Source organism: Streptomyces hilarionis (genome assembly GCF_024539675.1).
Lineage (GTDB): Bacteria > Actinomycetota > Actinomycetes > Streptomycetales > Streptomycetaceae > Streptomyces > Streptomyces hilarionis.
Genome location: NZ_JAHHIT010000117.1, coordinates 22,899 through 29,850, shown reverse-complemented (window position 1 = coordinate 29,850; position 6,952 = coordinate 22,899). Strand labels below are relative to the sequence as shown.

The 6,952-nt window shown below is 73.6% G+C and carries 7 protein-coding genes; 4 read left to right on the top strand and 3 right to left on the bottom strand.

Features of this window, described 5'->3' with window-relative positions:
• Nucleotides 1–432: 432 nt before the first annotated feature.
• Nucleotides 433–654 carry a hypothetical protein gene (locus tag KMS84_RS26540; protein WP_256918976.1) on the top strand — a complete coding sequence of 74 codons (222 nt, stop codon included), beginning with the start codon at nucleotides 433–435 and terminating at the stop codon, nucleotides 652–654.
• Between the two features lie 486 nt (nucleotides 655–1,140).
• Nucleotides 1,141–1,596, top strand: a complete 456-nt coding sequence (locus KMS84_RS26535; protein WP_256918975.1) for a cyclic nucleotide-binding domain-containing protein — start codon at nucleotides 1,141–1,143, stop codon at nucleotides 1,594–1,596.
• 27 nt (nucleotides 1,597–1,623) lie between these two features.
• Here the strand turns inward: KMS84_RS26535 and KMS84_RS26530 are convergent, their stop codons facing one another.
• Complete coding sequence (locus tag KMS84_RS26530) at nucleotides 1,624–2,928, bottom strand: MFS transporter (protein WP_256918974.1); 1,305 nt, start codon at nucleotides 2,926–2,928, stop codon at nucleotides 1,624–1,626.
• A gap of 103 nt (nucleotides 2,929–3,031) precedes the next feature.
• Nucleotides 3,032–3,649: a LysE/ArgO family amino acid transporter gene (locus KMS84_RS26525; RefSeq protein ID WP_256918973.1), complete on the bottom strand. Its 618-nt coding sequence runs from the start codon at nucleotides 3,647–3,649 to the stop codon at nucleotides 3,032–3,034.
• A gap of 143 nt (nucleotides 3,650–3,792) precedes the next feature.
• Between KMS84_RS26525 and KMS84_RS26520 the strand changes: the two genes are divergently transcribed.
• Nucleotides 3,793–4,701 (top strand): LysR family transcriptional regulator ArgP, encoded by a 909-nt coding sequence (locus tag KMS84_RS26520; protein WP_256918972.1) that lies wholly within the window; start codon nucleotides 3,793–3,795, stop codon nucleotides 4,699–4,701.
• Here the strand turns inward: KMS84_RS26520 and KMS84_RS26515 are convergent.
• Nucleotides 4,698–5,414: a TetR/AcrR family transcriptional regulator gene (locus KMS84_RS26515; RefSeq protein ID WP_256918971.1), complete on the bottom strand. Its 717-nt coding sequence runs from the start codon at nucleotides 5,412–5,414 to the stop codon at nucleotides 4,698–4,700. The genes KMS84_RS26520 and KMS84_RS26515 overlap by 4 nt on opposite strands.
• Before the next feature lie 276 nt (nucleotides 5,415–5,690).
• Here KMS84_RS26515 and KMS84_RS26510 point away from each other — a divergent pair, with 276 nt between their 5' ends.
• Nucleotides 5,691–6,905 carry a saccharopine dehydrogenase family protein gene (locus KMS84_RS26510; RefSeq protein ID WP_256918970.1) on the top strand — a complete coding sequence of 405 codons (1,215 nt, stop codon included), beginning with the start codon at nucleotides 5,691–5,693 and terminating at the stop codon, nucleotides 6,903–6,905.
• Nucleotides 6,906–6,952 lie beyond the last annotated feature (47 nt).

Below are 6,952 nucleotides of genomic sequence, written 5' to 3'. Positions count from 1 at the left end.
GGATGGGGGGATGGGGGGGCACTGCCCGGTTCCCGGGTACGCGAAGACGCGGACCCCCACTGGGATGTCCGTCGTCGGCAGGCCGGGGACGGGACATCCCCCGGGACGGACGGAACGGGGACGGCGCGGATTACGCGGGTGACGGCCATGGTCCCTTGCATGGCGCGCCGGGGACGGCGTCGGCGTGCGGATCGCGGTGCGGCGGCCCGGGGGTCGCCCGGACCGGCCGCCGGTCGGCGCGGCGGGCCGGCCGCCCCTCGCGCACCCGGCCTCGGGGCCGGACGGTGCGCTCCGTTCGGTCTGTGCTGTTGTCTCCTGATCGGCTGACCAGCCCCGCGACGGCCAAACCTCCCGGACCGGGAGCGATCGTCCGGCGCGGATCGGGGCGACGCCGGGAGCCATCGTCCGGCCCGGTGTGGGTAGGCGACCCGCATGACCGATGTGGTGGACTCCGACGAACTCCTGCGGCGCATCCAGCGCTCCCGCACCCGCGCCCGGGAGGAACTGCTGGCCTGCCGGGCCCGCAGCGCCGATCTCTCCCAGACCGATCCGGACGGGGCGCGCGACGCCCATGTGCGGGGTCTCGCCTACGAGGCCGTGGTGAGAGTGCTCGACGAGATCGTGACGCCCGGCCGCTCCTCCGACCGGGACTGAACCGGAACTCGCGGGCGCGGCAGCGCAGTTGCGGCGCGCCTGCACGACCGGGGCGCGGGCCGCGGTCGGACCGCGCCCGGCTCGCCGCCCCGACGACGGCCGGACGGCGGGACGGAGTGAAACGGGTCACTGGACCCGGTTTCCCGTGTGTGAAACCCTCGTGAATGGTTTACGGTTCATCCATACGTGGTGAGCGGGGTCGACACCCCTCCTCCGTCCGCCACCCTCTACTGCCCTGGCTGGCTTCCCCCGTCCAGCCAGGGCTTCTCCATGTCCGCACCCGGCCGGCGCCGCGCGCGCCCGGGGCGCAGGCGCGAGCGCCCGGGCACGGGGCCGCGGCGGACGCGTCGACGCGGGCCCGCCCACGCCCCGGACGTGCCGAAACCGGGAAAGTGCCGTCCGCCGAGGTGCCCGGGACGGCCGCAGCGGCTGAAATGGGAGGGGGAGAACACGCCCCACCGAATCGTCGGCGAGGAGCCCCGCGCCATGACCAAAGCGACCAGACTGCTGACCGCCCTTCCCCCGCCCCAGCGCGCACGTCTGATGGAGCTCGCCCGGGAGGTCTCCTTCGCGGAGGACGCCCGGATCTTCGAGGCGGGCGGCACGGCCGACCGTTTCTGGGTCGTCCGCTCCGGCGCGGTCTCGCTCACCCAGCAGGTGACGCCCCAGCGGCGGGTCACCGTCGCGAGTCTGGGCGCCGGCGACCTGCTGGGCTGGTCGTGGCTCTTCCCGCCGTACCGCTGGGACTTCGGCGCGGAGGCCTTCAGCCCGGTGCGCGCCTATGAGTTCGGGGCGCAGCCCGTGCTCAAGCTCTGCGAGGAGGAGCCGGCGCTCGGGATGTCGCTGGTGCGGATCGTGGCGGAGATCCTCGCGCACCGGCTGGAGATGACCCGGGGCAGGCTCATGGAGCAGTACGGCTCCCACCGGCACGGAGTGCTGTAGCCGACGGCCCGCGCGGCGTCCACGGAATCAGATGCGGTACCGGCGCAGGGCGGGCACGGCCGCCGCCAGGCCGAGCATGAGCGCGACGACCAGCAGACCTCCGCCCGCCACGGCGGTCCGCGGCCCGAACGCCGCGCCCGCGGTGCCGTGCAGGACGTCGGCCAGTCGCGGGCCGCCCGCGACGACCACCGTGAAGACGCCCTGCATGCGGCCGCGCATCTCGTCGGTGGCCGCCGAGAGCAGGATCGCGCCCCGGAAGACCATGGAGACCATGTCGGCGACGCCGGCGCAGACGAGGAAGGCCACCGCGAGCCACAGGCTGCCGCTCAGCCCGAAGCCGGCGATGGACACCCCCCAGGCGACGACCGCGCCGACGACCATCCAGCCGTGCCGGCGCGCCCGGGAGAACGTGCCGGAGAACAGCCCGCCCAGCACCGCCCCGATCGGGATCGCCGCGAACAGCAGGCCGAGGGCGAGTCCCTCGCCGTAGGGGGCGTAGGTCTCGGCGGCGAGTTGCGGGAACAGGGCGCGGGGCATGCCGAAGACCATCGCGATGACGTCGGCGAGGAAGGACAGCAGCAGCACCTTGTGCAGGGAGATGTAGCGGAAGCCCTCCGCGATCTCGCGCAGCCCGGCGCGCCGGACGGTCGCGCTCGCCGACGGGGGCAGCGCGGGCAGCCGGAACACCGCCCACAGCGTGACGCACAGCGCGACGGCGTCGAGGAGGTACAGCTCGGGCAGTCCGATCACGGGGATCAGGGCGCCCGCGAGCAGCGGCCCCGCGACCAGGCCCGTCTGCATGACCGTGGAGCCCAGGGCGTTGGCGGCGGCGAGTTCGTCCGCCGGCACGAGCCGGGCGATGGAGGCGTTGCGGGCGGGCGAGTTGAGTCCGAAGAACGCCTGCTGAGCGGCGAGCAGCACCATCAGCACGGCGACCGAGCCGAGCCCCGAGGCCGCCTGGACCCAGAACAGCACCGAGGTGACGGCGATGCCGCTGTTGGTGACCAGCAGCAGCTTGCGGCGGTCGACGGTGTCGGCGACCGCGCCGCCCCAGAGCGCGAACAGCACCATCGGCACCAGCCCGGCCAGGCTCGCGTAGCCGACCCAGGCGGAGGAGCCGGTGATGTCGTAGATCTGCTTGGGCACGGCGACGGCGGTGAGCTGGCTGCCCACGGCCGTGACGATGGTGGAGGACCACAGACGCCGGTAGGCCGGCCGGCGCAGGGGGCGGGTGTCCATGGCCCAGCGGCGCCAGCCGCGCCGGGCGGGACCGTCCGCGCGTGGCTCGCTCTCCTCGACCCCGGGGGCGGGGGTGCTCTCGCTGGTGTCCACGCGCTTCCTCGATGCTCGTTACATCTTTCGATTCCGGAGGTCACTATCGCAGCCCTCCTGCGCTTTCGCCGCCCCTTTGGACCCGCCGTCCCGGATCACAGACTCAGGCGCGGGCGATCAGCAGCACGCCGAGCGTGATCATCGTGGCGGACACCAGGCCGTCGAGGACCCGCCAGGCGGCGGGGCGGGCCAGGAAGCGGCCGAGCAGCCGGCCGCCGAAGCCCAGGGCGGCGAACCAGCACAGACTGGCCAGCGCCGCGCCGAGGCCGAACGTCCAGCGCAGCGCGCCGCGGTCGGCGGCGATCGAGCCGAGCAGGAAGACGGTGTCGAGGTAGACGTGCGGGTTGAGCCAGGTCAACGCCAGGCAGGTGAGCACGGCCCGGCGCCGCGAGCCCGCGGCCTCGCCGTCCGTGCGCAGCGCGTCCGTGCCGGAGCGCAACACCCGGCGGGCCGCGAGGAGCCCGTACCCGAGCAGGAACGCCCCGCCGATCCAGCCGACGACGGTCAGCGCGTCGGGCCAGGCGACCACCACCGCGCCCACCCCGCCGACGCCGAGCGCGATGAGCAGGGCGTCGGACAGCGCGCAGATCCCCACGACGGCGAGGACGGCGTCCCGGCGGATCCCCTGGCGCAGGACGAACGCGTTCTGGGCGCCGATGGCGACGATGAGCGACAGACCGGTGCCGAAGCCGGCGGCCGCGGCGGTGAGTGCGGAGGACATGCCGACCACGCTAAACAGTCGATCACTGCGGGTACAGCTAAAGATTCTTACCTATCATCAGCTCTCGTGATGACACCTGGAGAGACACCCGGGACGACGCCTGCGACCACCCCTGCGACGACGCGCGGGCCGGTGAACCGGCGATGATGACGGACCTCCCGCTCGACCAGGTGCGCACCCTGCTCGCCGTGGTCGACGAGGGCACCTTCGACGCGGCCGCGGCCGCCCTGCACGTGACGCCGTCGGCGGTCAGCCAGCGCGTCAAGGCGCTGGAGCAGCGCACCGGCCGGGTCCTGCTGCTGCGCACCAAACCGGTGCGCCCCACGGAATCCGGCGAGATCGTCGTGCGGTTCGCCCGCCAGCTGGCCAGACTGGAGCGCGACACGCGGGCCGAGCTGGGCATGAGCGGCGAGGGCGAACCGACCCGGGTGAGCGTCGCGGTGAACGCGGACTCGCTCGCCACCTGGTTCCTGCCGGCCCTGACGCGGGTGGCGCAGGAGCCGCCGCTCTGTTTCGAGCTGCACCGCGAGGACGAGACCCGAACGGCCGAACTGCTCAGGGAGGGCCTGGTGATGGCCGCGGTCACCTCGTCGCCGGCGCCCGTGACCGGCTGCTCGGTGCGGACCCTGGGCACGATGCGCTACCTGGCGGCGGCCAGCCCCGGCTTCGTCGCCCGCCATCTCGCCGACGGCCCCCTCCACGAGACCCTGCCACGGGCCCCGGTCATGGCCTTCGACCGCAGCGACGACCTCCAGGACGCCTTCGTGCGCGGTCTGCGGCGGGGCGCCCGGAGCGCGAGCGCGATGCGCCACGCGATGCCGACGTCGGAAGGGTTCGTCGCCTCGGTGGCGGCCGGGTTCGGCTGGGGCATGGTGCCCGAGGTCCAGGGCGAGCCGCTGTTGCGCTCGGGCCGTCTGGTCCCTCTCGCTCCCGACCGCCCGCTGGACGTCCCCCTGTACTGGCAGCAGTGGAAGCTCGACTCCCCGGCCCTCGCGGCGGTGGCGGACGCGGTGGCCGCGACGGCGGCCGAGTCGCTGAACCGCGCCGTCTAGGCCGGGCCCGCCGTGAGGGCGGCCAGTCGGGCCTGCGCACTGTCCAGCAGCATCTCCAGGGCGGTCGGATAGGCGCTGGTGAGCATGCGTGTCGACAGCAGCGGGGCGGCCTCGGCGATCCTGGGGTGGGTCTCGGCGGGCAGCCGGGCGTAGGTCGAGTGCCAGATCGCGTCGTCGGCGCGCTGGACCGCGCGGGGCAGGGCCAGCGCCGCGGCGTCCAGGGCGGCGAACGCCAGGGTCTGGTCGATGAAGGCGTGGTAGATCCGCACGGTGTCCGGCAGCGGGAAGCCTGCGGTGCGCAGGACGTCCAGGACGGCCTCGTCGGCGGCGAGTTCGTTGGCCCGTCCGGTGACGCGGCTCGCGGTGAGCTGGGCGGCCTGCGGGTGGGCGACGTAGGCGGCGTGGATGCGCAGGCCCACGGCGTGCAGGTCGGCCCGCCACTCCCCCGTCGGCCGCCAGCCGCGCAGCGCCTCGCCGATCAGGGCGTCGCCGATGGCCAGGGTGAGCTCGTCCATGCCGCGGAAGTAGCGGTAGAGCGTGCTGGGGTCGCAGTCGAGGGCGAGCCCGAGACGGCGGGCGCTGAGTCCGGCGCTGCCGTGCTCCCGCAGCAGGCGCAGCGCCGCCTCGACGATCAGCGTCTCCGAGAGCACGGTGCCGCTCCGGGTGGGGCGGCGGCGCCGTCGCTTCTCCTCCGGGACGACCTGCTTGGCCATCTGTTCACGCTCCCTGCCGGCCTCACGGCCGCGCGACCTCAAGGCCCCGAGGCTTCTCGGCCTCCTGACCTCGCGGCCTCAAGGGCCGCCCTTATGCCAACGCCATTGACCTTACGCGGCCCGGCGGCGTTGTATCGAGAGCGGGACCCCCGCTTCGCACCCTTTCGTCCCGCCTCTCCACCGATCGTCCTGTCCACCGATCGCCTTCCCCACCGATCGTCCTGTCCACCGATCGCTCCTCGACCGATCGCACTCTCAACCGAGGGAGTTCTCGTCATGCGTGTCCTGCTCGTGGGCGCCGGCGGTGTCGGCACCGCCATCACCCGGATCGCCGCCCGGCGCCCGTTCTTCGAGGCGATGGTCGTCGCCGACTACGACCCGGCCCGCGCCGAGGCCGCCGTGGCCGCACTCGGCGACGACCGGTTCCTCGCCGAACGCGTGGACGCCTCCGACGAGGCGGCCGTGACCGCCCTGCTCGCCCGCCACCGCTGCGACGTCCTGCTCAACGCCACCGACCCGCGGTTCGTGATGCCGCTGTTCCGCGCGGCGCGCACCGGCGGCGCACGCTATGTCGACATGGCGATGTCGTTGTCCCGGCCGCATCCGGAGCGTCCGTACGAGGAGTGCGGCGTGCGGCTCGGCGACGAGCAGTTCGCCGAGGCCGACGAGTGGGCCGAGGCGGGCGCCCTCGCCCTGGTCGGCATGGGCGTCGAACCGGGGCTGTCGGACGTCTTCGCCCGGTACGCCGCTGACGAACTCTTCGACGAGATCGAGGAGATCGGCGTCCGCGACGGCGCCGACCTCACCGTCGAGGGCTACGACTTCGCGCCCTCCTTCAGCATCTGGACCACGATCGAGGAGTGCCTGAACCCTCCGGTGGTCTACGAGGCCGACCGGGGCTGGTTCACCACCGCGCCCTTCAGCGAGCCCGAGGTGTTCGACTTCCCCGAGGGCATCGGGCCGGTGGAGTGCGTGAACGTCGAGCACGAGGAGGTACTGCTCGTGCCGCGCTGGCTGAAGGCGCGCAGGGTCACCTTCAAGTACGGGCTGGGCGCCGAGTTCGTCGAGACCCTCAAGACCCTCCACCGGCTGGGGCTCGACCGCACCGCGCCGGTGACCGTGCCGAGCGAACGGGGCCCGGTGTCCGTCTCGCCGCGGGACGTGGTGGCCGCGTGTCTGCCCGACCCGGCGACACTGGGCGAGTTGATGCACGGAAAGACCTGCGCCGGCACCTGGGTGCGGGGCGTCAAGGACGGTGCGCCGCGCGAGGTGTACCTGTACCACGTGGTCGACAACCAGTGGTCCATGGCCGAGTACGGCAGCCAGGCCGTGGTGTGGCAGACCGCCGTGAACCCGGTGGTGGCCCTGGAGTTGCTCGCCACCGGGGCCTGGTCCGGCGTGGGCGTGCTGGGTCCCGAGGCGTTCCCGGCCCGGCCGTTCCTCGACCTGCTGACGGCCTACGGCTCGCCGTGGGGCCTGCGGGAGCAGTGAACGTTTTTCGTGCCCGCCCCGTTTCAGCGCCGCCGTGCCGGTGACCC